The sequence below is a fragment of the Rhodococcus sp. NPDC127527 genome (genome assembly GCF_042672245.1).
In the GTDB taxonomy this organism is placed as follows: domain Bacteria; phylum Actinomycetota; class Actinomycetes; order Mycobacteriales; family Mycobacteriaceae; genus Rhodococcus_G.
Map to the genome: position 1 here is coordinate 100829 of NZ_JBHXVP010000011.1, position 24795 is coordinate 125623.

The 24795-nt window shown below is 70.0% G+C and carries 25 protein-coding genes; 12 read left to right on the forward strand and 13 right to left on the reverse strand.

Annotated features, from left to right (window positions below; all coding sequences use genetic code 11):
* Positions 1-13 precede the first annotated feature (13 nt).
* From ACFVH2_RS18535 to ACFVH2_RS18550, 4 genes are all read right to left on the reverse strand, one after another.
* A complete protein-coding gene (locus ACFVH2_RS18535) occupies positions 14-307 on the reverse strand; it encodes a hypothetical protein (RefSeq protein WP_378426091.1) in 294 nt (97 codons plus the stop codon).
* A 135-nt stretch (positions 308-442) separates the two neighbouring features.
* Complete coding sequence (locus ACFVH2_RS18540) at positions 443-826, reverse strand: YchJ family protein (RefSeq protein WP_378426142.1); 384 nt, start codon at positions 824-826, stop codon at positions 443-445.
* Positions 827-837: 11 nt separating this feature from the next.
* Positions 838-2202 (reverse strand): metallopeptidase TldD-related protein, encoded by a 1365-nt coding sequence (locus tag ACFVH2_RS18545; RefSeq protein WP_378426089.1) that lies wholly within the window; start codon positions 2200-2202, stop codon positions 838-840.
* Positions 2199-3746: a TldD/PmbA family protein gene (locus tag ACFVH2_RS18550; protein ID WP_378426087.1), complete on the reverse strand. Its 1548-nt coding sequence runs from the start codon at positions 3744-3746 to the stop codon at positions 2199-2201. The genes ACFVH2_RS18545 and ACFVH2_RS18550 overlap by 4 nt, the downstream gene beginning before the upstream one ends.
* Before the next feature lie 37 nt (positions 3747-3783).
* On the opposite strand from ACFVH2_RS18550, the gene ACFVH2_RS18555 reads away from it, so the two are divergent.
* Entirely contained in the window at positions 3784-4941 is a 1158-nt protein-coding gene (locus ACFVH2_RS18555; RefSeq protein WP_378426085.1) for a sensor histidine kinase, read from the forward strand.
* Between the two features lie 25 nt (positions 4942-4966).
* On the opposite strand, the gene ACFVH2_RS18560 is transcribed toward ACFVH2_RS18555, so the two are convergent.
* From ACFVH2_RS18560 to ACFVH2_RS18580, 5 genes are all read right to left on the reverse strand, one after another.
* Complete coding sequence (locus ACFVH2_RS18560; RefSeq protein ID WP_378426083.1) at positions 4967-6112, reverse strand: integrase; 1146 nt, start codon at positions 6110-6112, stop codon at positions 4967-4969.
* 150 nt (positions 6113-6262) lie between these two features.
* A complete protein-coding gene (locus ACFVH2_RS18565) occupies positions 6263-6877 on the reverse strand; it encodes a DUF3887 domain-containing protein (RefSeq protein ID WP_378426081.1) in 615 nt (204 codons plus the stop codon).
* Positions 6878-7022: 145 nt separating this feature from the next.
* Positions 7023-7349, reverse strand: a complete 327-nt coding sequence (locus tag ACFVH2_RS18570) for a hypothetical protein (protein WP_378426080.1) — start codon at positions 7347-7349, stop codon at positions 7023-7025.
* 48 nt (positions 7350-7397) lie between these two features.
* Complete coding sequence (locus ACFVH2_RS18575) at positions 7398-7580, reverse strand: hypothetical protein (RefSeq protein WP_378426078.1); 183 nt, start codon at positions 7578-7580, stop codon at positions 7398-7400.
* 382 nt (positions 7581-7962) lie between these two features.
* Positions 7963-8361, reverse strand: a complete 399-nt coding sequence (locus ACFVH2_RS18580; RefSeq protein ID WP_378426076.1) for a hypothetical protein — start codon at positions 8359-8361, stop codon at positions 7963-7965.
* A gap of 593 nt (positions 8362-8954) precedes the next feature.
* Here ACFVH2_RS18580 and ACFVH2_RS18585 point away from each other — a divergent pair.
* On the forward strand, positions 8955-9521 hold the full coding sequence (locus ACFVH2_RS18585) for a pentapeptide repeat-containing protein (protein WP_378426074.1): 567 nt from the start codon (positions 8955-8957) through the stop codon (positions 9519-9521).
* Positions 9522-9722: 201 nt separating this feature from the next.
* Here ACFVH2_RS18585 and ACFVH2_RS18590 read toward each other — a convergent pair whose 3' ends face one another.
* The gene (locus ACFVH2_RS18590) at positions 9723-13091 is read right to left on the reverse strand and encodes a DUF4132 domain-containing protein (protein WP_378426073.1); all 3369 of its coding nucleotides are present in this window, start codon (positions 13089-13091) and stop codon (positions 9723-9725) included.
* A 161-nt stretch (positions 13092-13252) separates the two neighbouring features.
* On the opposite strand from ACFVH2_RS18590, the gene ACFVH2_RS18595 reads away from it, so the two are divergent.
* Positions 13253-13744 (forward strand): hypothetical protein, encoded by a 492-nt coding sequence (locus ACFVH2_RS18595; RefSeq protein ID WP_378426071.1) that lies wholly within the window; start codon positions 13253-13255, stop codon positions 13742-13744.
* A gap of 54 nt (positions 13745-13798) precedes the next feature.
* Here the strand turns inward: ACFVH2_RS18595 and ACFVH2_RS18600 are convergent, their stop codons facing one another.
* Positions 13799-14362: an SRPBCC family protein gene (locus tag ACFVH2_RS18600; protein ID WP_378426069.1), complete on the reverse strand. Its 564-nt coding sequence runs from the start codon at positions 14360-14362 to the stop codon at positions 13799-13801.
* A gap of 10 nt (positions 14363-14372) precedes the next feature.
* On the opposite strand from ACFVH2_RS18600, the gene ACFVH2_RS18605 reads away from it, so the two are divergent.
* Complete coding sequence (locus ACFVH2_RS18605) at positions 14373-15086, forward strand: TetR/AcrR family transcriptional regulator (protein WP_378426067.1); 714 nt, start codon at positions 14373-14375, stop codon at positions 15084-15086.
* 129 nt (positions 15087-15215) lie between these two features.
* Here ACFVH2_RS18605 and ACFVH2_RS18610 read toward each other — a convergent pair whose 3' ends face one another.
* Positions 15216-16010 (reverse strand): alpha/beta hydrolase, encoded by a 795-nt coding sequence (locus ACFVH2_RS18610; protein ID WP_378426066.1) that lies wholly within the window; start codon positions 16008-16010, stop codon positions 15216-15218.
* Positions 16011-16231: 221 nt separating this feature from the next.
* Positions 16232-16948, reverse strand: a complete 717-nt coding sequence (locus tag ACFVH2_RS18615; RefSeq protein WP_378426064.1) for an HAD family hydrolase — start codon at positions 16946-16948, stop codon at positions 16232-16234.
* A gap of 196 nt (positions 16949-17144) precedes the next feature.
* On the opposite strand from ACFVH2_RS18615, the gene ACFVH2_RS18620 reads away from it, so the two are divergent.
* From ACFVH2_RS18620 to ACFVH2_RS18655, 8 genes are all read left to right on the forward strand, one after another.
* Complete coding sequence (locus ACFVH2_RS18620) at positions 17145-18188, forward strand: hypothetical protein (protein WP_378426062.1); 1044 nt, start codon at positions 17145-17147, stop codon at positions 18186-18188.
* 43 nt (positions 18189-18231) lie between these two features.
* Positions 18232-18765, forward strand: a complete 534-nt coding sequence (locus ACFVH2_RS18625; RefSeq protein ID WP_378426060.1) for a hypothetical protein — start codon at positions 18232-18234, stop codon at positions 18763-18765.
* A 103-nt stretch (positions 18766-18868) separates the two neighbouring features.
* On the forward strand, positions 18869-19366 hold the full coding sequence (locus ACFVH2_RS18630; RefSeq protein ID WP_378426059.1) for a hypothetical protein: 498 nt from the start codon (positions 18869-18871) through the stop codon (positions 19364-19366).
* Between the two features lie 50 nt (positions 19367-19416).
* Positions 19417-20076: a response regulator gene (locus tag ACFVH2_RS18635; RefSeq protein ID WP_378426057.1), complete on the forward strand. Its 660-nt coding sequence runs from the start codon at positions 19417-19419 to the stop codon at positions 20074-20076.
* A 90-nt stretch (positions 20077-20166) separates the two neighbouring features.
* Positions 20167-20748 carry an FxsA family protein gene (locus ACFVH2_RS18640; protein ID WP_378426055.1) on the forward strand — a complete coding sequence of 194 codons (582 nt, stop codon included), beginning with the start codon at positions 20167-20169 and terminating at the stop codon, positions 20746-20748.
* 6 nt (positions 20749-20754) lie between these two features.
* Positions 20755-22332: an amidohydrolase gene (locus ACFVH2_RS18645; RefSeq protein WP_378426053.1), complete on the forward strand. Its 1578-nt coding sequence runs from the start codon at positions 20755-20757 to the stop codon at positions 22330-22332.
* The gene (gene lnt, locus ACFVH2_RS18650; protein WP_378426051.1) at positions 22322-23923 is read left to right on the forward strand and encodes an apolipoprotein N-acyltransferase; all 1602 of its coding nucleotides are present in this window, start codon (positions 22322-22324) and stop codon (positions 23921-23923) included. The genes ACFVH2_RS18645 and lnt overlap by 11 nt, the downstream gene beginning before the upstream one ends.
* A 55-nt stretch (positions 23924-23978) precedes the next feature.
* Complete coding sequence (locus ACFVH2_RS18655) at positions 23979-24770, forward strand: polyprenol monophosphomannose synthase (protein WP_378426049.1); 792 nt, start codon at positions 23979-23981, stop codon at positions 24768-24770.
* Positions 24771-24795: the final 25 nt, after the last annotated feature.

The following is a 24795-nucleotide window of genomic DNA, read 5'->3' on the forward strand; positions in this document are numbered from 1 at the left end:
GTACATTGCGCGCTCAGGCCGCGGCGGGTCGAGCGGTCAACAGGCTCTCCACCGAGTCGGCCCACCGGAGGTAGTCGTCGGTCCACTGCAGGGCCGGTTCCGTGGCGAAGATGAGCACGTCGACCTCGTCGTCCGGGGTGTCGCCGGGCAGGACGGACGCCATCCACCCGCGCGCCGGCTCGGTGACCAGCACCTCCCGGCAGTTCTCGTCGGCCGCGAGAATGGCGGCCAGCCCGCGCGTCCGCAGCTCCGCGGTGGTCGCGGTGACGCACCGCATTTCCCGGTTCTTCCTCCGAATACCCGACATGACGCCTCCTGGTTTCTCGGCACTTCTTGCGCTCCAAGGGAATTCGATTCCCTGAAAAGCTCGTACCAAAAGACTAGGGGCGAGAGTTTGTGGTTCAGTTGCGGGAAGGTAAGGACTCTGTGAGAGTTCACCCGCTCACGCGAGCGCGTCCACGTACAGCCACTGCCCGTCCTCGCGCACGAACCGACTGTTCTCGTGCAGGGACTCCCGGATCCCGGACTCGCGGTAGTACGCCACGAACTCGACGGTGCCCGCGGCGTCGAACATGCCGCCGCCGGTGGTCGCGACCACGTCGAGCCGCAGCCACCGCTGGTCCGGATCGAGGTCCAGCCGGTCCGGCCGGGTGCTGGGATGCCAGGTGCGCAGCAGGTAGTCGGCGTCCCCGACCGCGAAGGCCGAGTATCGCGAACGCATCAACCGTTCCGCGGTCGGCGCCGTGACCTCCCCCGAATGGAAGCGCCCACAGCACGCCCCGTAGGTCTCACCGCTGCCACAGGGGCACCTCGCCGACGGGTCCATATCGGGTGCCGTCACCGGGCCGCACTCACCGACGACATGTGGAAGTCGGGGATCCGCAAGGGCGGCATCGCCGTCCGGGTGAACCAGTCCTTCCACTCACGCGGCAGGGTCTGCTCCGTCGCGCCCGCCTCGGTGACCCGGCGAAGCAGGTCCAGCGGGCTCTCGTTGAACCGGAAGTTGTTCACCGCACCCGTGACCCGACCGTCCTCGACCAGATAGACCCCGTCCCGGGTCAGCCCGGTGAGCAGCAGCGTCGCCGGATCCACCTCGCGGATGTACCACAGCGTCGTCAGCAGCAGACCGCGCTCGGTGCGCGCCACCATGTCCTCGATCGACGCGTCGCCGCCGCCGGTGAGCAGCAGGTTGTCGCCGGGCACCGCGACCGGCGCGCCGAACTCCCGGGCCGCGTGCCGCGGGTAGGCCAGCGCGTTGACGGTTCCGCCACGCACCCAGTCCACCCGGTCCGCCGCCATCCCGTTGTCGAACACCGAGAGCGTCTCGCTGGACGCGGCGGTCGCCACGAACGGCGCGTACTCCAGCCCCGGTGCGGCCGGATCGGAGAACAGCGTGAGCGGAATGTCGGTCAGGCGTTCCCCGACGCGGGTGCCGCCTGCTCGCGACAGTGCGGTGTGGCCCTCCTGCGCGCCGCGACCTTCCATCGTCCACATCAGGTAGATCATCAGGTCCGCCACCGCCGACGGCGGCAGCAGCGTCTCGTACCGCCCGGCAGGCAGGTCGACCGTGCGCCCCGCCCAGTCGAGTCGGGCGCCCAACTGCGCCAACAGGGTCGGAACCGACACGTCGCCGAAGTCGCGGGTGCTCGCACCCACCCAGGCGCTGGCATCCCCGCGTTTGCCGTTGATCTCCACCGACCCGGTCGGCTGGGTGAACCGTCGACGGACCCCCGTGGAGGTGCCCAGCCAGGTGCTGTGGAGTTGATGCTGGGCGAAGCCGTACAGCTGGTCTGTGCCGTCGAATCCGACGGCGAGATCGCTTGCCAGCGAACCGAACACGTCGACATCGGTCGTGGCGGGGGGCCGGTCCCAGCCGTCGCCGGGAGCGCCGGTCCCGGCGATCAGGTCCGTCGCGTCCTCGGCAGGCCGAGCGGACCGCGCCGCCTCCTCGCTGGCCCGGACGACCGCCGCGATGTCGTCCGGGTCGACACTGCTCGAGCTCACGGTGCCGACCCGCGCACCCGAGTCGTCACGCACGATCGAGATCACCGTCCACGACCGGGAGGTGGACACACCGTTGGTGGTCATGGAGTTTCCCGCCCACCGCAGCGACGCCTCGCCCGCGTCGGTGACGATCACCATCGACTCGTCGACCGTGCGCAGCGTCAGCGCGCGCTCGACCAGTTCCTGCGCCGCGATCACAGCCCGCCCTCCGTCCGTGTGTTCAGCACGTTCACCCCGCGAAAGAGCGCGGACGGGCAGCCGTGGCTGACCGCCGCGACCTGACCGGGTTGTGCCTTACCGCAATTGAACGCGCCGCCGAGCCGCCAGGTCGAGGGACCACCGACCGCCTCCATCGAGCCCCAGAAGTCGGTGGTGGTCGCCTGGTAGGCGACGTCGCGCAGCTGACCGGCCAGCCTGCCGTCGCGGATCCGGTAGAACCGCTGGCCGGTGAACTGGAAGTTGTAGCGCTGCATGTCGATCGACCAGCTCTTGTCGCCGACCACGTAGATGCCGTCCCGCACCCGCGCGATCAGCTCGTCCGTCGTGACGTCGGAGACCGGGTCCGGCTGCAGCGACACGTTCGCCATCCGCTGGATGGGCACGTGGTGCGGGGAGTCCGCGTACGAGCACCCGTTCGACCGTTCGAGGCCGAGCCGTGGCGCGAAGACCCGGTCGAGCTGGTAGCCGACCAAGGTGCCGTCGCGCACCAGGTCCCAGCGTTGCGCGGCGACACCGTCGTCGTCGTAGCCGGTGCTGGCGAGCCCGTGCTCCTCGGTGCGGTCCGCGGTGACGTGCATGACCGGCGTGCCGTAGCGCAGCGTGCCGAGCTTGTCGGGCGTGGCGAAGGACGTGCCCGCGTAGGCCGCCTCGTAGCCGATGGCGCGGTCGTATTCGGTGGCGTGCCCGATGGATTCGTGAATCGTGAGCCACAGGTTGGTCGGGTCGATCACCAGGTCCGTCGGACCCGCGGTCACCGAGGGCGCCTTCGACTTCTCCGCCAGCCACTCGGGGATCCGGGCCAGCTCACCGTCCCAGTCCCAGGTGCCGTCGGCGGGGACGGTCCCCGTCGCCGCGCTCGACCCGTCGAGGTACTCCCAGCCGCGGCCCACCGGCGGGGCCAGGGTGCGCATGGTCTCGAACCCGCCGGCGGCGGCGTCGACCGCGATGGCCTCGAGCTCCGGATGCAACCGCACCCGCTGCTGGGTGATCCGCGAGCCGGCCAGGTCCGCGTAGAACGTCTGCTCCTTGACCTGCAGCACGCTCGCGGTGACGTGGTCGACACCGTCCGCGGCGGACAACCGACCGGAGTAGTCGGCGAGCAGTTCCACCTTCTGCGTCGTCGGCACCGCGAACGGGTCGAGGTCGTAGTCGGAGACCCACGTCACGTCGCGGTAGACCGGTTCGTCCGCCAGCTCGACCCGCTCGCGGTTGAGCGCGCGCAGTGCCCGCGCCACCTCGATCGCCTGCCGGGCGGTCCGCGCTGCCGACTCGGCGCTCAGCTCCGCGTTCGATGCGAATCCCCAGGTGCCGTCGACCACCACCCGCACGGCCAGGCCGAGCTCGTCGCCGTCCACCGCGGCCTGCACGATGCCGTCACGCAGCCGCAGCGACTGGGTTCGCAGCCGATGCACGCGCAGGTCCGCGTGCTGGGCCCCCGCGCCGCGAGCGGCGGACAGTGCCGCATCGGCCAGTGCCGGCAGCGGCAGGGCCAGGAATTCCGGATCGACGTCGCGAGTACCCACCCGGCCAACCTAGCGGAGTGTCTCTAGGCTGGCGGTCATGCGGAGGTTCAGCCTGTGGCTGCGTGGCAAGCCTTTCGTCGCGGACTCGATGCTGGCCGCGCTGATCTTCGTGCTCGAGTGCGTGTCCGCCCCGAACAGCCAGGCGCCGTGGCTGTTCGTGCTGCTCGGTCTGCTGCTGAGCCTGCCGATCGCGTTCCGCCGACGCCTCACCGTCCTCGCCGCGGTCACCGCTCTCGCCGCCTCCCTGCTCGCGACCACGGTCGGCTCGTTGGTCGGCGACGACCGGGTGACCCATCCGGGACAGCTCGGCCTGATCGTGATGCTCTACACGCTGGTGGCGTACGTCGGGCGGCGCCCGGCCGCGATCTACCTGGTCGGTCTGGCCTTCGACGCGGCGCTCTCGATCTGGTTGTTGCACCAGGAGGTGCTCACGACGACGGCGTTCATCACGCTGGTCTACGCGCTGGCCTGGATCACCGCGGAGTTCCTCGGCGCGCGCCGCCTGTACGACGAGGAGGTCGCCGCGCGTCTGGCGGTCGCCGAGTACGACCGCGACCGGCGCGCGGAGGAGGCGGTGGCGAGCGAACGCACCCGCATCGCACGCGAACTGCACGACGTGGTCGCACACGCGGTGAGTGTGATGATCGTGCAGGCGGACGGCGCCTCGTACTCGTTGCCCGGCAGCCCGGAGACCGCACAGACCGCGCTGCGCAACATCTCGTCCACCGGTCGGCAGGCCCTCTCCGAGCTCCGCCGCACGGTGGCCCTGCTGCGCACCGAGCAGACCCCGGCGGAGATGCCGCAGCACGGCACCGCCGGTCTCGCGAAGGTCGTCGACATGATGCGCGACGCCGGGCTCGGGGTGGAACTCGAGATGACCGGCGAACTCGACGACATCAGGCCCGCAGTCAGTCTCGGCATCCACCGGGTGGTGCAGGAATCGCTGACCAACGTGCTGCGACACGCCGGACCCACGCCGCGGGCATGGGTCTCGGTGCGCCGGCGCACCGAGGACGTGCTGGTGGAGGTCACCGACAACGGCGGCGGGTCGAGCACCTTCACCCAGGGATCGGGGAACGGGCTCGTCGGCATGCGCGAACGGGTCGCCGTGCTGCAGGGCAACCTCGAGACCGGCCGGCGGCCGGACGGAAGTTGGCGGGTGCGGGCGCAGTTGCCGCTCGTCCTGGAGGACTGAGATCGGCGGGGCGGAGGCCTGCTTGTCAGAGACCCAGCGCGGTGACGGCGTTGCCGTGCAGGCCCGCGTGCTGCCGTGAGTAGATCGCGATCATCCGCTGGTCGGTGTGCCCGCTCTGGGTCATGATCTGTTCGGCGCTCGCGTCGTTGCGGACCGCCTGGGTGACGAATCCGGCGCGGAGACTGTGCCCGCCGAGCAGGGCCACGAACTCCTCGGCGTACCCCGCACCGACCGCACGACGTTGAATCATCGACGCGATCGCCTGTCCGGACAGGGGTTTCGCGCCCAGCGCTCCGGTGCGGTGCACGGGCCGGAACAACGGCCGGACCGTCGCCTCGGGGCGCCCGCGGACGCCGCGGCAGCAGTGGTCGAGAGGGTCGGTGTCGGGCTCCGCGAGCAGGGCGCCGACGGCGGGTTTGCCGTCACGGTCCCACGCGTCCAGCACCTCTCGCCACCGCCAGTACGCGCACACCGGGCAGGTGACCTCGGCTTGGCCGTAGGGGAGTGTCACCGTGCGCCCGGCCGCGGCCTGGTCGGTCTTCGACCTGCGGATCGTCACGTACAGTCCGTCCGCCCGGTGCGGGACGACGTCGCCGACCGCGAGCGCCGACAGTTCCGACCGCCGCATCGCGCCGGTCAGTCCGATCAGCAGCAGCGCGGTGTCCCGTCGCTCGGCCGCGCGGTCGGCCCAGGAACCGCGCGTCGACCGCGCGCGCATGGACTCGACGATGGTGCGCACGTCGGCGGTGAGCAGCGGTTCGCGCCGGACCGGCGGTGTGGCCCGGGTGCGGGCGATGCCGCGCAGGATCTCGCGCACGGCGGGGGACTGTCCGGGCTTGGGATGTCCGGCGAGCGAATGGATCTTGTTGATCGAGGCGACCCAGCGCGTCATCGTCGACGACGCGTAGGCGGGCCGACCGTCCTGGCGCACCTCCGCGGACTTCTCGGTCAGGAACCAGCCGACCAGGTCGGGGGAGGCGGGGAGCGGTGCCCGCCCGACCCGGTCGCACCAGCGGGTGAAGCACGTCCAGTCACCCAGCTGCGCGGCGCGGGTGTTGGGGGAGACGGACTCCACGCGCAGCCGGTGCATGGCCGCGGCCGCGTCGGCCGGGACCGCGAGGGCACCGTGCGCGGCGTCGTCGCCGACGAGGGTTTCGAGTTCGGCCGCCACACAACAGAAGATACGTCAGCGATCGGGGCCGTCCTCGGACCTGGACGTCTCAGGTTCCGCCTGACGGCCGCGCGGAAGGGGCGGGGCCGCGAGTCCCCAATCCACCTCGAGGCGACGGGAGAACCGCAACTGTCCGACCGATCGTCACCCTCAGCGTTGGCCCGCGAACTCCGGGTTGAGGAAGAACAGCCCCGCGACCTTGCCATCCGGCCGAAAGGACACCCTGCCGACCAACTCTCCTGCCTCGAACTCGAGGAGGATGTCGACTACGGTCAGGTCCGCCTGACGTCGACTGGTGGGCTCGCCCGCTCCCGCGTACTCACCGACCTGACCTGTCACCTGGGTCCAGTTGTCGCCCAACGTCTCGGGTGTCAGCTTCACGGTCATGTTCTCGTCGAAGTCCGTGCATGCCTCCTCGAAGCGGGCGGCGGCGATGTGGCCGAAGATGTCGAGTGCGCGTGCCTCCGCGTCGGGAAGGGGAGTCTTGTCCAGGGGCCTTCCCGTCCTCGGGTCGACTGGGTGACCGAACCTCTGAAACGCTCCCTGGCGGGAGATACCCATGACGTCGCCGATCTCCTGCCAGGTAGACCCGTTGAGTCGTGCCTCGTCGACGACGACCGCCAACAACTGCTCGGCACGGGTGAGGGCGTCGGCAGCGCCCCGGATCATCGGCACCGAGCCCGGATCCGTCCGCTGGAGCTCCTCGAGACCTTGGGTGAGCGACCGCAGCAACGATGCGGAACGCGCCTGCTCGGATCCGCTCATGTGTAAAGGCTATGTTTACACAACTACGTGCGTCAACTTCTATTTCCACGCGCGCACAGCCGACGGTGCTCGATTCCCGATCAGTATCGAGGAGTGGCCAGTCACGCGAGCGTCGCTGCGCTGCAGGTGAATCAATCGAGATTGTCTACCGGGGCGATTCGTCCACCACGGCGGTCACGTCGACGGGGACAGTGACGTAGGGGATACCGGTGGCGGTGGCCCGTCTGCAGCCGTCGAGTTCGATGTCGATTCGTGCGCCGCCGGAACCGTCCGCCCGGTCCAGCGGGATCCGGGCGGTTCGCGTGGCGGTCAGCGCGCACGGCGGCGCGACCGGCGCCTCCACGACCTGGCGCACCAGATCGATGCTCTGTCCGGTCGTCAGGCGTGAGCGTGACTGCTGTGTCGAGCTGTCGGCCGACTCGACGTACCGGCACACCTGCAACCGGCCGACGTCGTCGATCGGGAACGCCAACGCGTAGCCCTCGGCGAGTCGAGAGCGCCGGGCGGCGACGCTGTCGCCTCACCGGATATCAGCGTCGGTGGTCGTGATGAAATCAGACCCGTACTTCTCGCTGCAGACGTTGTCCGGGAACCGCTCGGAGTCGACTCGGAACGCCTTCCACGCCGTGTCGACATTGCCCTCGAGCCGGACACTGTCGATCGTGAACGCGCCGGCGGCGTTCTGGCCGCGCTCGCAACGCACGACAGCGACGGGCCGGAAGCCACTGGGCGGAACCCGGCCCCCGCAGCAGCCGGGCCCGCCGCGATGGAATGGGGGTTGAGCGCCACGAGCTTGCTGTCGATGTCCGGGGCGAGACAGTCAGCCCGTTCCGCGACAGCAGCCGTCGGCGGGCGGTAGGACACCGAGTCGCCGAGGACGGATGTCAATGTGCCCGTGCACGCAATGAGGACGGCGCCGGAAACTGCCAGGATCGCCAGACCAGGGGCGAGTCCGGCTGCCTTGGCCCGCCGGCTCGTCGGCCGTTCAGTATGGTCGCCATGGGAATCGCCAATCACCAGGTCGCCGTATCGGGAGGATCGTCCGCTGTGGCTTCCCCGCTTGGAGCGACAGCAGGTTTCGTGCACTACCCGGAGACGTAGAAGGTTCCGATGCTGGCAGTTCCGGGGTAGTTGTAGGACCCGGTGACGACGAGTTGGCCTGCACCGGTGCGTATTGCACTCCGATCGGGATCCTGGTCCGTGATCGTTCCCGATGCTCCGGTCGACAGGTTCGTCCAAGTGTATGTGTAGCCGTAGCCGACCGGGGCGGGGAAGATGGCACCGTGGCCGTGGTGCACCGTGGGGTTGTACAGCGCGGCTCCGCCGCCCGGCGGGCCGATGGCAAGTCCGGGAATCTGCAGAACCGTGACCGATTCGAACTCGGCCGGCTCGGCTGCCGACGCGACGGCCGCCCCGCCGGCAGTCACGCTCGCGACGATCACACCTGCCACGATCACGCGCGTGGTCACCTTCCTCGAGAGCATCGGCGCCCCTCCTGTCGTCTCGATCCGGTATGTCCGGATCCCACGAGGATTCGTTACAGCCGCACCCGAATCGGAGCGTGCGCAGTGGCGGCCTGCACGACTTCGGACCGACGGGCACACAGACTCCTCGGTTGTGGGAGGGTTTCGGGGCGCCTGCGGCGGGGAATCGATGATGGGGGGGCGAGTGTCGGGACGTGACCATCAAAGCTTCTGAGCCTGAACCGTTCTCGTCGCGACGGAGAAAATGCAGGTTGAACCCGCGCAGTGCCGCCGCGTGCGACGAGCATTCTGCCGACATCCCGGCTCTGCTGCCGATTGCCCTGGACAGGGTTCCGCCGCTACCGGCATATCACGATTCTTCGATTTCGCGGCATCGGAGATCGCTGCTGTGGTTGAGTCCGAACGCGGCACGGCAGTGCCGGATTCACTTGCTCGATCCGAGGATTCATTGAGTTTTCGCGAGAAGGGTGATCTGGATGGCGTTTTCGGTATGTGATCATGAACGGAATGACTCTGGCGCACCGGTGGTGTCGCGGCGGAGGAGCGTGGCGTTCCGTCGATGTGGCGCTGCAGTTCTGGGTGCCGGGCTGGCTGTGGCTGGATTGGTGGCGGTGGCGCCGGTCGCGGCCGCCGATATCGTGATCAACGGGTGCACCATCACCGATCCCAACCCGCCCGCCACCTCCTGCCCCGGGGCGAACCTGGTCAGTGTGAACCTGAGCGGCGCGGACCTGAGCGGCGCGTTCCTGATCGGCACGAACCTGACCAACACGGCCCTCGCCCATGCGAATCTGAGCGGCGCATACCTGGTCGGCGCGAGCCTGACCAACGCCAGCCTGAACGGCGCGAACCTGAGCAACGCGCTGCTCATGGGGGCGAACCTGACCAACGCGGACCTCACCGGCGCGGACCTGACCGGCGCAAATCTCAACGGCGCCTACCTGATCGGCGCGAACCTGGCGGGCGCGATCGGCGCGGACCTGACCGGCGCCATCCTGGGCGCACCCGGGCCTGCCGGGCCCACCGGACCCGCGGGGCCTGCCGGACCGAGTGGACCTGTCGGTCAGAACGGTCAGAACGGCCAGAATGGCGAGAACGGTCAGAACGGCCAGAACGGTGCCCCCGGCGGGGGATCGTTGACGAGTCTGTTCGGCTCGTAGCACCGCACACGTGGGCGGGACACCACCAGCGGCGGCGGACCCGCCACCTCGGCTACTCCGGTGGTCGAGGTGGTTCGGTTCGCCGCTCCGCGTGTCGAATCGCCCGGGCGAGAGCCTTGTTCATGACCCGCCGGGCGGACGGTGGTCACCTCGAATACAGGAGTTTCCGACGGTGAAGGCCGCGCTGCTGACCCTGACGGGTCACGATGCGAACCCCGCCAGATCCGCCAGGAGTTCCGACACCGTCGCACCGTCGACGTCGCCGAGGGTGCCCCCGCGAAGGTCCACCGACACGAGCCTCTGGTCCGGATAGCCGTCGTAGGGGCTGCCGGTGCCCATGCCGGGCTCGAGTCCGAGCAGCACGGACACGGTGTCGCTCAGCCGGTACAGCAGCCCCTGTCCCCACGAGGCGGGGTTCTCCCACACCGGATCCCACCCGCGGTACGTCAGGCGCAGAGCCTGACTCGGCGTCGCGGTGACCCCCGTGAATCGGGCCAGCCCGCTCCCGTCGATGTCACCGGGCAGCGGGCGGTGGACGCGGCGTCCGAGTTGGGGAAACGGCTGCAGGATCTCGTAGTCGGCGAAGACGTCGGACCAGGTGCCCACGGTGTCGGGTATGTGTGCCGGGTGCACCAGTCCGATCGGGCCGTCCGGTAGCGCGACGGCGACGTCGTCGATGTCGGCGAGCGTGTTGTCCTCGGCCACCCGGAACACGGTCACGGCACGGGAGTTCTCGTCGAACGACGCCCACAGCAGCCGGCGCGCGAGGTGCACCAGCAGGGGATGACCGAGCACGAACTCGGTGAACTCGTCTCCGCCCCAGCGGCGTCCCGTGACCATGGACCGGTTGAACCGCCTGATCTGCTCGGCGGCGACGGTCTTCGTCTCCCGTTTGAGCGAGGCGAAGCGCGACTTCGCGTCCTCGACGAGGGCCGCGTCGTCGGCGGCCGATGCCCTCGGGAGCCCGGTCGCCCTCTTGCCCGCCCCGTCGAGGACGAAGGGCACCAGCGCCTCCGTGAAACCGACGGTGAACGTCCGCTGCCCGAAGTCGAACGTCATCGTGCCCTCGGGGGTGAGGTCGAGGTCGGGGACGGTGCGGTCCGCGAGTTGTTCGCGGTCGAGACCGAGTCGCTCGGCGACGTCCGCGACCCGCTCCGCGGCGCCGCTCTTCAACGACTTGAACTTCATCGTCCGCGAGATGCGATCGAGTTCGGTCAGCGCCCGCGCCGATCCGTGCGCGGCCAGCGCATCGAGCCCGAGTTGGGCTCGCGCCGCGCCGCTCTCGCCGGGCCACCGCCGAATGTGCGGCACCAGCCGGACGACGGTCGAATCGTCGCCGAGCCACCCCAGCGCGAGGATCACCCAGTTGTCCTTCGACGGGGCACCGGCTCCCCACCACCGTTCGAACAGTTCCCAGGCCGTCGCGGCCAGCGACGTGCGATCGCAGAAGGCGGTGACGGCGTCGAGTCCGGCGTACGGGGCGTCCGCGGTCCCGACCGCACACATCGTCAGGATCGCCGACACCGCGGCGGTGGGGAGTGCCGCAGATCGATCGGCGGTCAGTATCGGTGGCAGCGAGTCGATGTCGGCCCACGCAGGGGTCTTGGGGATCCGCTTGGGCAGCATCTCCAGCGGGTCGAGGTCGAGCAGCGTGCCGACCGCTTCCACGGCGTCGGCCCCGTACTGCTCGGCGCCGGCGAGCACCGCATCCCGGGCGCCCGCGCCCGCGTACGCGAGCGCGCGCAGTGCGGCGGCGGCGTGATCGCGCTGCGGCCCCACCGGACCCACCGCGTCTGGAACCAGCAACGTCACCGCGTCGTCCCGATGGCGAGAAAACCACGACAGTGCCGGCTTGCGGAGGTTCTTGCGGGAGGCGAACATCGTCGCGTGCAGGCGCGCGACATCGAGGTCCACGTACGGCATCAGGTACGGCGCCGCCGCGCCGGGGTGCGCGCGGGCGAACCGCAGCATCAGCGGGAGGGCATCGAGTTCGTAGCGGGCGACGACGCGGAGTGGATCCTTCAGCGACGTCCCCGCCCAGTCCGTGAGCAGCGGGCGGGCGACCTCGTCCGGGGCCAGGAGGAAGATCACCCATGCCTGCCACTCGTTCACCCCCGGCGCGGACGCATCGACGATGTACTGCCGATACTGCTCCCACGTGGTGTACGAGTAGTCGTGTCGGGTGTTTCGGATCTCCTCGAGTTCGCCTGGTAGCCAGTCCATCCGATGGATCGGGGGAGCGACGAGCCCGTCTATCGCCGTCGGCGCCACGGTCCGCCGCCTGTTCGTCCACGGCGGGTTCACCAACACCGCGGGAAGTCCGGTCGCCTCGGGGACCGTCGTCGTCAGCTCCTCGATGCGGCGCCGGGCCCGCTCGGGCAGGGTGTCCGACAGTTCGGTCGCGAGCTCCGGGTTCTCCCGGACATGGCGGTCGAACAGCCCCGAGTCGGTCCGAGCCAGAATCCGGAACGCGCGCCGCGGGTAGTGCCGCATCGCGTGCCGCACCGCGGGCAACGCATCCTTCAGGTGGGCCCGGTCGAGCAGAGCGGCGAAGGCGTCGTCGGTGGGTATCGCCGCCAGCGCCTGCAGGATGCGCAGTCGGATCGCGTCGTCCTGCACGTTCCGGTAGGGGAACTCGGTGTCGAATGCGGTGGTCAGTGCCGTCGTGATCTGCGGACCGACCCCGTCCACCACCGCGGCCAGGATCGCCTCGTCACCGAGCCACGCGTGGCGTCCGTTGTCGCCGACGACCCGCTCGAGTGCCGCGGTCGTGTTCACCGAGACGAGCAGGTGCGTGCGCCAGTGGTACGGGATCTGATCCAACCCCAGGATCACCTCGTACGACCAGTCGGGCTCGGTGGGGAAGAGGTACGTCGCGGCGATCCTCCGGGTCGTGTTCGTGCGCAGCCCCGAGGCGACCTCGGTGGCCGCGGCATAGTCGTCGTCGGACGCGGTGGACAGCAGGGCGCGCAACCGGTCGAGCATGCGGGCGAGGACGGTGGAGCTCACCTGCGCAGTCGGGTCGTCGACCTGCGCGAGGACCTCCCGCGTCACGTAATGGGGCAGGTCGACGTCCTTCCCCGACGTTTCGTCGAACTGCACCCACATGTAGTTCGTACCGTCGGGGAGGTCTTCCACCGGGACCCGGATGTCGAGCCTGCGCATGTCGGTGCTTTCCAGCAGTGCCGCGACTGCGAACGGCAGTCCGTGCCTCGTGACCCACCCGTCCACGACGACCCGACCGTCCTCCGGCTTCACGAAGCGCGTGAGGAGGACGGCGAGCGCGGCGGCCCCCACGGCAGTGACGTCGCCGGCCTGGTAGCGGCGGGCGGCGGCGGCGAGTTCGTCGGGCTCCGGGTCGTTCACCAGATCCCATGCGGCCCAGCGCAACACCTCGTCGTTGGTCTCGATCGCCTGCGAGAGCGTCGCGTCCGCGGCCGGGTCGACGGGAGCGACGTTCGCGGCGAAGCCTGCGTGGCGCGGGTACTTCATGGGAATCCACGAAGCCGGCGGGGCGAAACTGGACTCGGGATCGGGGACGTCGGACGGGGTGGTCGTTCGGTGGTTCACGCAGCTCCTCGAGTTCCCCGGCCCGGTCGGTGAATGCACTGGGAATGATAGCGGCACGAACGATCGCGAACCGGACATTCCGATCGTCGCGTCGCAGCGGCCCGGTGTCCACACAGGGGCAGATTCTGACCACGTCGACACATAGGTGTAGACCGCTACCCATGCCGATCCTCGATTTCGAAGGCGAAGACCGCCTCGCCTGGCGTTTCGCCGTGGTCGCCGACCAACCCGACTTCTTCGACAGTCCCGGAATGGAACTCGACCCGCCTCACGCATGGACGACGGCCGTCGCCGCAGTCGCCCGTGACCTGCGTTGTCTGCGCTATGGCCGTGACGTCAACCCAGACCGGCTCGTGTGGGAACTGTCCATCGGCGCCGAGTACGCAGTCACGATCGGCTGGAACCGAACGGGTGGCATCAGCGGGTTCCGCTCGTGCAGTGGTCTTCCGATGGATGCCTCCTTCGGCGACGCAGCGGTGTGGGTCGCGGACGCAGCCCAAACCGAATTGGCCGGTTACGACTTCGTACAGTGGCCGTCACGAGGCCGGCACCTGCTGCGGCCGGGTCAGATCGACCACGCACCCGTCTGGGTCGACCCTCACACCGGGAGTCCGATCGCACCAGTCGGTGAACTGTGCACGAGTAACTGGTGAATCCGGTGGACCGCACCGACTCTCGGACAACCGCGAGTGCCTGGGTCGCGACCGTCAATCGAGTGTGCGGGCGCGTCGCTGCGCCTCCTGGATGAGGTTGTCGGCAAGACCGCCGAGGAAACGCACGAGGAACCGTCGCCACAGCCGGCCCGTTCCCGGGATCCGCTCGGTGAACTCACCCGACCAGCGCACCGTGGTGGTGCCTTCGCCTTGCGGAAGGAACTCCACTCGGGATTCGTAGTCACGCACGGGCCATCGACTCAGTATCCGGTAGCCGTGCACGTGGGGTCGGTCGTCAACGGTGATTTCCTCCGGCGTCTGGAACCGTTCGGTGCCCACCAGACGCACTCGGCCCACGGCGTCGTCGCCCACACCGGGCGAGCCGTCGTCCCGCCAGGCCGCACAGGTGATCGGGGACCCGGCCCAGTCCGTCCACGATTCCGCGTCCCGCAGCAGATCGAACATCACCGCCGCCTCGGCCCGGCCGCTTCTTTCCAGTACGTACCCGAACTGTCGCCCCACAGGGATCGACTTCCTTCCCACCTGATGTGCATCCACTGCGATGCGCGTTCGCCGATAATAGAAGAGTCTTCTATTATCGGGTGGGGTAATCGGCACGGGAGGCGACGTGAACGGCGAGACGTTTCAGAGGGCGCGCACTCCGGCCCAGCGCGCCCAACGAGTGGGGGCCGTCCTCGCGGCGACGCGGCGCCTGCTCGTCGATGCCGATGTGACCACTCTGTCGCTGGGGGCGATCTCGCGCGAAGCGGGTTTGGCAAGTTCCAACGTGTTGCGCTACTTCGGATCCCGGGAGGGACTGCTGCTCGATCTGATGGACGCGGAGTACGCCCGGTGGTTGCCGGATCTCGACGCGACGTTCGGTGAGGAGGAGGCCGACGGCGACATCGATCGGATCGCGGCCACGGTGGCCGCCGCCCTCGCGGCACGTCCGCTGCTCTCTCGGCTGATCGCGGCCTCGGCGGAGTTGCTGCGTTACCCGATGCCGGACGAGGCGCTCGAGCGGTGCCGCGGCCAAGGCCGGCGCAATCAAGCCGAACTGGCGCGGATCCTGAGCGGTGCCTTCGAGGTCACCCTGTCCGTGCAGGAGCAGGCGTATCTGGTCGCCGGGCTCCACGCCGTCGTCGCAGCCGCGTCCGGCTGGTCGGCTCAGGCGGCATTCCCGGTGGACTTCGAGACCGCGGCCCGCAGTCTGCTGGCCATCCAGTTCCAGGGACTGGTAGTCAGGACCGGGCATGCGGGCACCATGGGGTCTCCCCGCGGTCGCGACGGCAGCCAAGGCAATCGTCACCGTGGCGACGCACATGCCGACCGGAAGCGGTGAGGCGGGCAGGGGATCCAACGGTACGGGTTGGATCCCCTGCCATTTCACTTCCTACAGGTGTTCACCCGCACGGAACACGCGTGCCGATCGACATCGCCGTCGCGCCTGCACGTCGCGAGCGTGAACCCGTCATCTCGTCGAGTCCGAGTGAGGTTGCGATCGTGCCTCTCCGAGTTCGGCGTCGGCCCGGCCGAGGTGGCGGGCGAAGAACCGGGCCGCGCTCTCGCGCTCGTACTCGGGCACCTGGTTGTGCCTGCCCGGGTGGGCGTGCAGTGTCTTCTCCTTCGAGGCGAAGGCGTCGAACAACGCGATCCCGGAGTTGCGGTCGAATTCCTCGTCGTCCCACGGAATCCGGTACTCGACCGGGACGGTGATTCTTCGTGCCGCCTCGATCAGCGCCTCGGACACGAAAACCCCACCGAAGCTCACGGCAGCGATCCGGGATTCGACCGGCGTCAACATCAGCCCGGTCACGACACCCAATGTCATGCCGCCGTAGCCGACCGGCGCTTCGGCACCGATCTCGGGCAGCGCCTGCAGGGCATCCAGAGTTGCCCGCCATTCCGGCACCGCACGCTCCGCCAGCGACATGTTGTAGTCGATGACGATCGGGGCGATCGGCTCGCCCGCCGCCCTGGCCTGATGGATCGCCTCGGCCCACCGCTGATCCTGTAGGTTTCGCGGCCGGTCGCCATGTCCGGGCGCGTCGATGGCGGCGACGGTGAACCCATAGGTGGTCACGCTGTGGAGTGCGCTGGCCACCAACCCCGGCGCCTTCTTGTGCATACCGCCGGAGTGCCCCGACAGCAGCAGCGGTGCGCCGACGGTTCCGGATGTGGGCGACCAGAGCACGCCGGTGATCTCGTCCAGCGTGAAGTGACGTTCGATGACACCGTTCGACGATGTCTCAGAGGTGAATTTCATGGTGTTGCCTTTCGGGATTGCCTTGTCGTCGAGGCGCTCCCGGCGACACCTACGTCAATCGCCGAACCGTGAACACGAGTGGGAGCACCCACATGGCTACTGCGCTCATGGGTCTCACCTCCTCGCGTGACGTCACGGTCTCGCGCACGCTATCAACCTGGACCGAATCGCGTCCAACGTATTTTCTCGCCGACCGACCGACCGGTGCGGTTCACGGTGCGTCACAGGTGGTCCGGGAGGTCGGTGAGTCGTTCGATGCGGCGCACCGTCTCATCTGCCGTCGGCGATGGTCCACCGGTGACGAAGTCGATGCCGCGGTCCAGCCAGATGCCGACGAGCCCGGCCCGGGCGGCCGCGTTCACATCGCTCTCCAGCATGTCGCCCACGTTGACCGCCCGCGCGGGGTCCGTCCCCATCCGCCGGCAGGCGGCGGCGTAGGCGACGGGCTTGGCCGCAGCGAGCTCGGTCGGGGTCAGGACGGCGTCGAAGTACTCGAGCAGGCCGAAGCGGGCGAGCTTGGCGCGCTGCTGCTCGGGGTCCCCGTTTGTGAGAACAGCCAGACGCGGCCCGCCGCGGAGCCGTTTCAGGGTCTCCAGGCACGGCCGGACATCGGGATAGCACCGCCAGGACTCCTCGAAAACGGGGAGGTAGCGCTCGGCGATCCAGGCGTCCAGCAGCCCGGGACTCTCCGGAACCGACTCGCCGAGCATCGGCAGGAAGGAACGGACCCTGCGGCGGTGGTGCTCGGCGAACGAGCACCGACCGGCCAGGTACTCCCGCATGTGGCGCGCCTCCAGCGTCCACCACGCCGCCGACAGCTCCGCCGGCGGAGCCGTCGCGTTCGGCGCCGCCCGGACGATCTGGCCGATCGCTTCCCAGACCGCGCTCCGATGATCGATCAGGGTGCCGTCCAGATCGAAGAAGATCACCTCTGCCACGCGTCGATCATGTCGTAGCGCCCGTCCCTGACGGTCGCGCGCACCCCGGCGACGGCTGTCGCACAGATCGGCAGCTAACTCACGATAAGTGGGGATTATGACGATCAAGAATCATCGTTTCATTACGACGGATGTAACGTAACTGATCATGTAACGTAACTAAATAGGAAATCCGGCGAGAAGCAGGGGAGTGCACGTGAAACTCGAGGACGCGAAGGGCGCCGACGAGGAGCCGAAGGCACGGCCGGGCCGGCCCCGCCAGTACGCCAGCGACGCGGACCGTGTCCGTGCCTTCCGATCGCGCCGGAAGGCACGCGAGCAGCAGGGGGAACTCGACGCGCTCACGACCGCCACCCCGAGCGAGGCGGTCGGAGTCCTGGAACGGACGCTCGAGGATCTGCGGACCGTCACGACCACCTCGATCGAGCAGTTCAACGTGTTCGCCCGGCAGATCACCGCGGCCGTCGACAAGCTGAGCGACCCGGACACGCTCGACGTGGCACTGCACCGCGCGACCGTGGAGCTCGCACAGACGAAGGCGAAGTACGAGGCGGACCTCGCGGAACTGCGGGCACGATTCGAGGCTGCCGTCGAGGACCGGGCCAACGCCGAGGCCGCGGTCGACGCGGTCGACACCGAACTCGCCGCCGCGGTGTCTGATCACCGGCTCGAACTCGAGCGACTGTCCGCAGACCATCAGGCCGAGCTCCGAGACCTCGAGGAGACGCACACCGCGGAGCTGACGGGACTGACCGAGCAGGTCGCGGCCGTCGAGTCCGACCGCGACACCCGACTGGCCGCCGCAGAATCGGACCTCGACGGCCTGCGCGGCAGCCTCCGCGAGGCGCAGGCCCGCGCCGACGCGGCCGAGCGGCGGGCCGCGGCCGCCGAGCAGTCCGCGTCCGCCTCCGAGCAGCGCGCCGAGCAACGCCTCACCCAGGCGGCCGCCGCCGCCGACCAGCGGATCGCCGACCTGCGCGCCGCGGCCGAGCACGCCGCCACGAGCGCGGCGGCCACGATCGCGCGACTCGAGAAGTCGGTCGACCACGAGCGCGCGGCCGCCACCGCCGCGCGCGAACGCTCCGACACGCTCAGGGACGACCTCGAACGCGCCCGCATCGACGCCCGCGAGGCGCGCACCGCCGAGGCCGCGCTGCGGGACAGGGTGGACGAGCTCCGCGAGCCGAAGAACCGGCCCGGCGAAACCGGGGAAGGGGAGACCGGCACGGCGATACGCTGACACCTCAGCAGGTCGGGACGGGTTCCACACCGGAGGTCACGTCATGCGCCGGGTATCGATTCCTCGTACGGTCGCCGCAGGGGCGGTCACATCTGCAGCCGCCCTGGCCGTTGCGGTCGGCTCGTCCGTCCCGGCGACCGCCGACCCGTCATCGGTGACGACCACGGAGTTCCAGGTTCCAGTGCGGTACGTCGCGGGGTGTGGGTCCAATATCTTCCCGTGTTACAGCCTGCCGCCGCTCACGACCGTCACACCGACGGCAACGACCGGCGCACCCGGCGAGATGATCTTCGCGACGAGGCCGGCAACGCAGACCTGGTCGGGCACGAGCAGTTGCCCCGACGTTTCGGTGCACTGGCTGAACCTGACCACCGGCGCCGCCGGCACCGTCCTGCTTCGACCGGTGCCGCCCGACCGCGGTCGCGCCTACACGCCGGAAGACTGGTGCCGCTACACACCCGCGGCGGCGGTCACCGGCAGTGGCACTGTCGCCGCGAGCGCCGACATCGGAGCGCCCGCTCCGTCGGAGTACCAGATTCTGCACACCCCGGGCGTCGGGATCGTCCCGGTGCTCTGAGGAGCAGAGGACCCTCCCGGCGAAACCGGGGAAGGGGAGACCGGCACGGCGATACGCTGACACCTCAGCAGGTCGGGACGGGTTCCACACCGGAGGTCACGTCATGCGCCGGGTATCGATTCCTCGTACGGTCGCCGCAGGGGCGGTCACATCTGCAGCCGCCCTGGCCGTTGCGGTCGGCTCGTCCGTCCCGGCGACCGCCGACCCGTCACCGGCGACGACCACGGAGTTCCAGGTTCCGGTCAGGTTCGTCTGGTGGTGCACGCTCGCCGTCTACCCGTGCATGACCCTGCAGCCCGCCACCATCACGCCGTCGGCGACGACCGGCACACCCGGCGAGGTGACCTTCGCTGCGACGCCTCCGAACTGCCGCGATGTGACGGTGAACTGGCTGAACCTGACCACCGGCGCCGCCGGCACCGTCCTGCTTCGACCGGTTCCGCCTGACTACAGTCGCCCGTACGTACCGGGCGCCTGGTGCCACTACACCCCCGCGACGGCGGTGACCGGCAGCGGCACGATCGCCGCGACCGCCGACCTCGCTCCCGCAGAATCCCAGGCAGTGCTCACCCCCGGGATGGGCACGTTCCAGGTTCCTTAGCCAAACGCGCACCACCGCATCGGATGTTCCGGGCGGGCTAGGGTGTTCGCGTGCCGATCACCGTGCTGCTCGTCGACGACCAGGAACTCATGCGGATGGGTCTGAAGATGGTGCTCGACGCCCACGAGGACCTCGCGGTGGTCGGTGAAGCCGCCGACGGCGCCGCCGCGATCGCAGAGGCCCGCAGGCTCGGACCGGACGTCGTGCTGATGGACGTCCGGATGCCCGTCGTCGACGGGGTCGCCGCCACCGAGAAGATCGTCGAATCCGGTTGCCCCAGCAGAGTTCTGGTGATGACGACCTTCGACCTCGACGAGCACGCGCTCGGCGCGTTGCGGGCGGGCGCGAGCGGCTTCCTGCTCAAGGACACCCCACCCGAGGACCTCGTCTCCGCCATCCGCAGCGTGGCCGCCGGGGACGCGGTCGTGTCGCCGAAGGTGACGCGCAGGCTGCTCTCCCGCTTCATCTCCGAAGACCCGGTGCCCGCCCGGGCGCCGGAGGTCCTCGGCGATCTCACCGACCGCGAGCGCGAGGTGCTCGAGCACCTCGCCACGGGGCTGTCGAACGCGGAGATCGCCTCCGGCCTGCACCTGTCGGAGGCCACGGTCAAGACACATGTCGGCCGGATCCTGACCAAGCTCGGCCTGCGGGATCGGGTGCAGGCGGTGGTGCTCGCCTACGAGACCGGACTGGTCACGCCCGGTTCGTAGCGCGGGCGACCGCGGTCGCGAGCGGTCCGGGAGAAAATCGGGCACCCCGCGCGTTGAACGGGGCAACAGCGCCTCTCGAAAGGACCGGCGATGATTCCGGTGGTGTTCCTGTTCTACGTCGTGGTCGAGGTCGCCGCGGTGATCGTGGTCGGCAACGCCATCGGCGTGGGCTGGACCATTCTGCTGTTCCTGCTCGGCTGGGCGGTCGGCGCGTGGCTGGTCCGCTCGCAGTTCCGGCGGGTGTTCGAGCAGTTCCGGCAGGCCGGACGCGGAAACAGCTCCGCCGGCGGCGCGGTCGCCGACGGCGCGCTCGTCGCGGCGGGAACCGGGCTGCTGATCGTCCCGGGCCTGGTCACCTCCGCGCTCGGCCTGCTGCTGCTGATCCCGCCGACCAGGCTGGTGCTGCGGCCGCTGGTGCTGCTGTTCGGCGGCCGCAAGATCGGTCTCGCCACCGCGGCCGGGACGGCGGGTGCCGGGGTGTACGCGCGGACCCGGCGCACCACCGTCGTCGACGGCGTGGTCGTCGAGGACACGATCGTCACCGACACGGTGGGGGACCCGTTCGGCGACCCCGACCGGGACTACCGTCCGGGGGAACCCCTCGCGATTGAGGGCGAGGTCATACTTCCCGATCCCGGTGCGGAGCAACCGCGCCACGGGCGGGCAGACTGACCCCTCGTGACTACGCAACTGTTGGTCGGTGGCCGGATCTACAGCCCGACGGCACCCGACGCGACCTCGATGGCAGTGACCGACGGCACCGTGGTGTGGGTCGGCGAGGACCGCCCCGGGCGCGCGCTGCACCCCGATGCCGAGATCGTCGACCTCGACGGCGCGTTCGTCGCGCCCGCCTTCGTGGACACCCACGTGCACACGACCGCGCTCGGCCTCGCGCTGACCGGACTCGACCTGAGTTCGGCACGTTCCCTGCGTGAATGCCTCGAGCTTGTGCGGCAGTACGCCGCCACTCACGACGACGCCGTCGTCTGGGGCCAGGGCTGGGACGAGACCGCCTGGCCCGACTCCGACCGCGGGCCGAGCACCGGCGACCTCGACACGGTCGCGCCCGGCCGCGCGGTGTACCTCTCCCGCATCGACGCCCACTCCGCGGCCTGCTCGACCGCGCTGAGGGAGGCCGCCGGCACGCCCGGCGATGCTCCGGTCACCGCCGACGACCACCACCGCGCCCGCTCCGCCGCCCGCGATCTGCTCACCCCCGACCAGCGGCGACGCGCCCGCGCCGCGGCTCTGGACCACGCCGCCGCGCACGGCGTCGCGGCCGTCCACGAATGTGCGGGACCAGACATCGCGGGTCGCGAGGACCTCGCCGAACTGCTCGCGCACCCGCACGGCGTGGAGGTCCGCGCATACTGGGGCGAGGCGGTCACCAGCGCGGAGGAGGCCACCGCGCTGCTCGCGCAGACCGGGGCGCACGCGCTCGGCGGCGACCTGTTCGTGGACGGGGCCATCGGCTCGCGGACCGCGTGGCTCACCGAGCCCTACGCCGACCGGTCCACGACCGGCAGCAGCTACCTCGACGAGGACGCCGTCGCCGCGCACCTGCACGCCTGCACCCTCGCCGGCATCCAGGCGGGCTTCCACGTGATCGGCGACGCCGCGGTCGGCGCGGTGGTCGCGGCGTTCGACCGGGTCGCCGCCGAACTCGGCGGGCCGAAGGTGGCCGCGTGCGGTCACCGCCTCGAGCACGTCGAGATGATCACGCCCGAGCAGGCCGCCACCCTCGGACGCTGGGGTGTCGTCGCGTCCGTGCAGCCCGCGTTCGACGCGCTGTGGGGCGGGCCCGACGGCCTCTACACGCAAGCGCTCGGCGCGGAACGCGCACGCGCGATGAACCCGTTCGCGGCGATGGCCTCGGCCGGGGTGTCGCTGGCCCTCGGTTCGGACGCCCCGGTCACCCCGGTCGACCCGTGGTCGATGCTGCGTGCCGCCGTCGACCATCACACCGAGGGTCAGAGCCTCTCGCCGCGCGCCGCCTTCTCCGCCGCCACCCGCGGCGCCTGGCGGGCGGGCGGGGTCCGCGACGGTCTGGCCGGCACCCTGGTCCCCGGAGCACCGGCGTCCTACGCGATGTGGGACGCGGGCGAACTCGTGGTCAGCGCGCCCAAGGACACGGTGCAGCGCTGGTCGACGGACCCGCGCTCGAGGGTGCCCGCACTGCCGCGACTCGAAGCCGGTGCACCGACTCCGGTGTGCCTGGCGACCGTGCACCGCGGGGCCACCATCTATGCGCGCTGACCCGGCGACGGCGGATCCGGCCGCCCCGTCCCGCACCTGGCTGCCGATCCTGCGCGACAGCGTCGCGGCGGTCTGTTCCGGTCTGCTGCTGTTCGCGAGCTTCCCGCCGCGACCGCTGTGGTTCCTCGCCCCCGTCGGTGTCGCCCTCCTCGTGCTGGTGCTCACCCGGTGGGGAATCGTCGGCCCGGGACGGCGGTACCGCGCCGGCTTCGGCTACGGGTTCCTCGCCGGACTCGGGTTCCTCGTTCCCCTGTTGCCGTGGGTGGGGGAGTACGTCGGCCCCGTGCCGTGGCTCGCGCTCTCGACCGCCGAGGCCGTGTTCGTCGGACTGTTCGGCGTCCTCGTCGTCGCGCTTGCCCGACTGCCGCTCGCCGCGCTGTGGTTGGCATGCGCGTGGTCGTTGACCGAATGGCTGCGTTCGAGCGTCCCCTTCGGCGGATTCCCGTGGGGCCGACTGGCATTCGGACAGTCCGAGGGTTGGCTGCTGTCGATCGCCAGCGTCGGCGGGGCACCGCTGCTCAGCTTCGCGGTCGCGCTGACGGGCACCGGACTGGCCACGCTCGTCGTCGCGCTGGTCCGCGACCGCAGCCCGCGCACCTGGCTCGCCCCGGCCGCCCTGACCATCGTGGCACCGGTGCTCGCCGCCGCGCTCTGGCCGACCGTCCCCGCCGCCGACGCCACCGACCCCGGCACCGGCGGTCGCACGATCACCGTCGCGGCGATCCAGGGCGGCGTCCCGCGACTCGGGCTCGAGTTCAACGCGCAACGCCGGGCCGTGCTCGACAACCACGTCCGGCAGACCATGCGACTGGCCGACGACATCGACGCGGGCCGGGAGCCGCGCCCCGACGTGGTGATCTGGCCGGAGAACGCCTCCGACATCGACCCGCTCCGCAATTCCGACGCCGCCACCGAGATCGCCGCCGCCTCCCGGGCCGTCGGGGCACCGATCCTGGTCGGGGCGGTTCTGGTGAACGGCGACGGGACGACCACCAACTCCGTCATCGTCTGGGACGACGTCGACGGCCCCCAGGAGCGGCACGACAAGAAGATCATCCAGCCCTTCGGCGAGTACCTGCCCTATCGCGGGTTCTTCCGGCACTTCTCCTCGTACGCGGACAAGGCGGGCAACTTCGTGCCCGGTGACGGCAACGGCGTCGTGCACGCCGCCGGGATCCCGATCGCGGTCGCGACCTGCTACGAGGTCGCCTTCGACCGGGCGCTCACCGAGGCGGTCCGCGCGGGCGCACAGATGATCGCGGTCCCCACCAACAACGCCACCTTCGGCGACACCGAGATGACCTACCAGCAGCTGGCCATGTCGCGGGTGCGTGCCGTCGAGCACGAGCGCACCGTCGTCGTCGCCGCCACGTCCGGGGTCAGCGCGATCGTCGGCCCCGACGGATCGGTCCAGCAGTCGTCGGCGCTGTTCACGCCGGCAACACTGGTGGCGCAGGTGCCGCTGCGCACCTCCACTACGCTGGCTACTCGACTCGGCCCGATTCCGGAGTTCACGCTCTGCATCGCCGCCGGGCTGGCCCTCGCCGTCGCAGTGCTGCGTCGACGCAGGTCGGCCACGCCGCTCGACTGACGGCGTGGGATGTGAAGCGGATGGACACCAGTCTCGGCTGGCGGAGAGGATCTAGATGAGCCCGGGCACGCCGACCGAGAACACGCCGGACCAGGACAGACCGAGCGCGCACACCTTGGTGATCATCCCGACCTACAACGAGCGGGAGAACATCGAACTGATCATCGGCCGCCTGCACGGCGCCGTCCCCGGCGCCCACGTGCTCGTCGTCGACGACGGCAGCCCGGACGGCACAGGCGAGATCGCCGACAAGCTGGCGGACACCGATCCCGCAGGCCGGATTCACGTCATGCACCGGACCGAGAAGAACGGTCTCGGCGCCGCGTACCTCGCCGGGTTCCGCTGGGGTCTCGACCGCGACTACCGGGTGCTGGTGGAGATGGACGCCGACGGCAGCCACGCGCCCGAGCAGCTGCACCGGCTCCTCGACCGGATCGACGACGGCGTCGACCTGGTGGCCGGCTCGCGCTACGTGCCCGGCGGCTCCGTCGTGAACTGGCCCAAGCGCCGCGAAATCCTCTCCCGCGGCGGCAACGTCTACTCGCGGCTCGCGCTCGGCGTCGCGATCAAGGACATCACCGGCGGCTTCCGTGCCTACCGCCGCGAGGTACTCGAGGCACTCGACCTGGACTCGATCGAATCGCACGGTTACTGCTTCCAGGTGGACCTGGCATGGCGGTCGATCCAGCACGGCTTCACGATGGTCGAGGTGCCGATCACGTTCACCGAACGCGAGTTCGGCGAGTCCAAGATGGACGGCAACATCGTGCGGGAGGCCCTGCTCAAGGTCACCGTGTGGGGGATGCGCAACCGCTGGAACAAGGTCCGGGGACTGTTCGGCAAGTAGTGCCAGCGCTTTACCGCGGACGCTT

Excerpts from the sequence above, each read along its gene's own strand:
- ACFVH2_RS18655 (WP_378426049.1), top strand. The coding sequence starts at position 23,979 with ATGAGCCCGGGCACGCCGACCGAGAACACGCCGGACCAGGACAGACCG.
- ACFVH2_RS18565 (WP_378426081.1), bottom strand. The coding sequence starts at position 6,877 with ATGAGCGGATCCGAGCAGGCGCGTTCCGCATCGTTGCTGCGGTCGCTC.
- ACFVH2_RS18610 (WP_378426066.1), bottom strand. The coding sequence starts at position 16,010 with ATGAAATTCACCTCTGAGACATCGTCGAACGGTGTCATCGAACGTCAC.
- ACFVH2_RS18540 (WP_378426142.1), bottom strand. The coding sequence starts at position 826 with ATGGACCCGTCGGCGAGGTGCCCCTGTGGCAGCGGTGAGACCTACGGG.
- ACFVH2_RS18625 (WP_378426060.1), top strand. The coding sequence starts at position 18,232 with ATGCGCCGGGTATCGATTCCTCGTACGGTCGCCGCAGGGGCGGTCACA.
- ACFVH2_RS18630 (WP_378426059.1), top strand. The coding sequence starts at position 18,869 with ATGCGCCGGGTATCGATTCCTCGTACGGTCGCCGCAGGGGCGGTCACA.
- ACFVH2_RS18580 (WP_378426076.1), bottom strand. The coding sequence starts at position 8,361 with ATGCTCTCGAGGAAGGTGACCACGCGCGTGATCGTGGCAGGTGTGATC.
- ACFVH2_RS18640 (WP_378426055.1), top strand. The coding sequence starts at position 20,167 with ATGATTCCGGTGGTGTTCCTGTTCTACGTCGTGGTCGAGGTCGCCGCG.
- lnt (WP_378426051.1), top strand. The coding sequence starts at position 22,322 with ATGCGCGCTGACCCGGCGACGGCGGATCCGGCCGCCCCGTCCCGCACC.
- ACFVH2_RS18595 (WP_378426071.1), top strand. The coding sequence starts at position 13,253 with ATGCCGATCCTCGATTTCGAAGGCGAAGACCGCCTCGCCTGGCGTTTC.
- ACFVH2_RS18555 (WP_378426085.1), top strand. The coding sequence starts at position 3,784 with ATGCGGAGGTTCAGCCTGTGGCTGCGTGGCAAGCCTTTCGTCGCGGAC.
- ACFVH2_RS18535 (WP_378426091.1), bottom strand. The coding sequence starts at position 307 with ATGTCGGGTATTCGGAGGAAGAACCGGGAAATGCGGTGCGTCACCGCG.